The following is a 1,101-nucleotide window of genomic DNA, read 5'->3' as shown; positions in this document are numbered from 1 at the left end:
GGTCGAAGACGGATGTTCTGCGCCAGGCGCTTCTGGTTCGCCTCGAAGGTATTCCAATCGATGTATCCGGCATGATGGTCACGAATGAACACCGGCCACTGCTCGCGGTCGCGTTGTCTGATGCGCTTTCGGATTCGACCGCCCGCATCGAGATAGCATGTCTGCTGGGTGCGGCCATACACATAAACGCCGGCATAGAACGGGTTGGTGAGGACCTGGTGGATCTTTGTGTAAGTGGGGGCGACCCAGCGGAGATCGACAAGGCTGTTGGAGTGCAGCGGAAAGCGCAGGCCTTGCGAGCGGAACCACAGCCACACGCGTCGTGCCGAGCCGAATTCGGCAAAGCGGTCGAAGACAGCATGGATCGCGGCCTGCACCGACTCGTCAGGATGCAACAGCACCTCCCCGTCGGCGTCGCCCCGTACCAGACCCACCGGTAGCCCGCGGTGCAGTTCTCCGCGTGCGGCCTTGTTGCGGATGCCACCGAGCAGCCGCGCACGCAGCACATGCAGCTCTGCCTCTGACATCGTACCTTTGAGCCCGAGCACCAGGCGGTCATTGAACAAGCCCGGATGATAAATCCCATCTCCATCACCGATGAGCGTGTGGGTCAGGCCACATAGATCGAGCAGACGGTACCAATCAGCATTATTGCGCGCTAGTCGCGAGACTTCCAAGCCGAGCACGATGCCCACCTGGCCGAGGCCGACCTCCGCGGTCATACGCGCGAAGCCGGTGCGCTCGGAAAGGCCGGAACCGGAAATACCGAGGTCCTCATCGATGACCTTCACCTGATGGCGTCGCCAACCAAGCCGCGCGGCGCGTTCGGCTAACTCGTACTGACGGGCAGTGGACTCGCGATTATGCTCGACCTGCGTCGTACTGGACTGACGCACGTAGACGATTGCGCATCGGCGTAGGTGCTCAGCGGTGATCTTGCTCAGTTCGTTCATCGTTGTGATCTCCGGCAGTGGCGATTGCTCGGGCGATTAGACGGGCGAGTCGCAGCACGAGATGTGCGCGCTGCTCTTTATCGAGGGCCTCCCATACGGGTACGGCCCCGCGCTGAGGTGGTGGGTCGAGAAAGCTTAGCTGCTGCAT

Annotated in this window: 1 protein-coding gene; it reads right to left on the bottom strand. The window is 61.6% G+C overall.

Annotated features, from left to right (window positions below):
• The coding region (locus JQ628_RS34365) for a recombinase family protein (protein ID WP_212231059.1) at positions 1–953 on the bottom strand (953 nt) is incomplete at its 3' end.
• Between the last annotated feature and the right edge of the window lie 148 nt (positions 954–1,101).

This window comes from Bradyrhizobium lablabi (genome assembly GCF_018129385.1).
GTDB classification, from domain to species: Bacteria; Pseudomonadota; Alphaproteobacteria; order Rhizobiales; family Xanthobacteraceae; genus Bradyrhizobium; species Bradyrhizobium lablabi_C.
Note: the sequence above shows the minus strand (reverse complement) of the source record. Positions and strands in the feature narration are given on the sequence as shown.